Source organism: Microcystis sp. M53603_WE2 (genome assembly GCF_030065435.1).
The window spans coordinates 1-1,311 of the sequence record NZ_JASJFF010000215.1; the positions used below are offsets into that span (position 1 = coordinate 1).

A 1,311-nucleotide genomic window follows, 5' to 3' on the forward strand; every position below is an offset into this window, starting at 1 on the left:
GCGCCGATATCCTCTAGGTTAATACCCCCAAAAACCGGAGCGATTCTTTTGACGGTTGCGATGATTTCTTCGGGGTCTTGGGTGGCTAAACAGATGGGAAAAGCGTCAATTCCGGCGAATTCCTTGAATAACATTGCCTTCCCTTCCATTACTGGTAGGGCAGCCTCTGGCCCGAGATTTCCTAATCCTAATACCGCGCTACCATCGGTCACTACAGCGACGGTGTTGCCCTTGATGGTCAATGAGTACACTTGTTCGGGGTCGTGGGCGATAGCGGTGCAGATGCGACCAACTCCGGGGGTGTAGGCCATGGCCAGGTCATCTTGGGAGGTGAGGGGAATACGACTCTCAATGGAGATTTTACCCCGACGATGGAGATCGAAGGTGCGATCGGAAACTTTCAGGAGTTTAACATCCGGTAGAGCTTTAACCGCGGCGATAATCTGTTCCGCTTGGTCGGTACTAGCGGCATCAACCATCACCTCGCGGGTGCTAATCTTTAAATTGCGTTCGATCAGAGAAATTTGCCCTAAATTCCCCCCGACATCGGCGATCGCATTGAGGACAGAAGCGAAGGTTCCCGCTTGATTGGGGATTTCTATCTTGAGACTTAAACTATAGCTAGGATTGGGCGTTAAATGAACCATGCTGAAGGCTTCCAATACTGATAAATATTGATTATCTTCTATCTGTGAAGGACTTTGGTATCTAATCGCGCAGTTTCTTTAGCTATTAGGGTTTCTCTGGGCCTAACACCAGGGGAGCGGGGTGTGGGGTGTGGGGAGAAGGTAGGAAGGCTGCATCTCAACATTTGCAAAAATACCGACAATCAGCAATTATCAGTCACTCTCAAATGCGTACAAAAGTATTAACAACTACCTGTAAGCAGCCCACCGAAAAACTAATGCGCTCCGGGGTTTGGGGGCGGCGCCACGCCCCCAACGGGGGGTTTGGGTAGGGTTGATTCATGAATCAACCCTACTATGAATCAACCCTAGGGGTTTGGGGGGTAGAACCCCCCAAAAGCTTGGATTGAGTATCAGATCTGAAGTAATACTAAACACCCTGAGTATAGGCTACATATCAGGAGAGGCACTCCTGCAAAAGGGGGAATAAATAATCAGTTTTTAATAACTGGATTTAGGGTCAGAATATTTTCATGCTTGACAGTGTAACTTGTTGCATCGTGACTGCCTCCTAAATCCTGCCAGCCGCCTCCTGATACCCGATAGTCCTTGTGTATTGTCGAAGCGTTTACCTATAATAACTTTAAAAAGATTTTCGGGATCATCGGTAGCCCTATGGCAAAAA

The 1,311-nt window shown here is 48.1% G+C and carries 1 protein-coding gene; it reads right to left on the reverse strand.

Going from position 1 to position 1,311, the window contains the following annotated elements; translation table 11 throughout:
• A partial coding sequence (locus PX481_RS04705; protein WP_288093810.1) for an ACT domain-containing protein occupies positions 1–647 on the reverse strand: 647 nt, incomplete at its 3' end.
• Positions 648–1,311 lie beyond the last annotated feature (664 nt).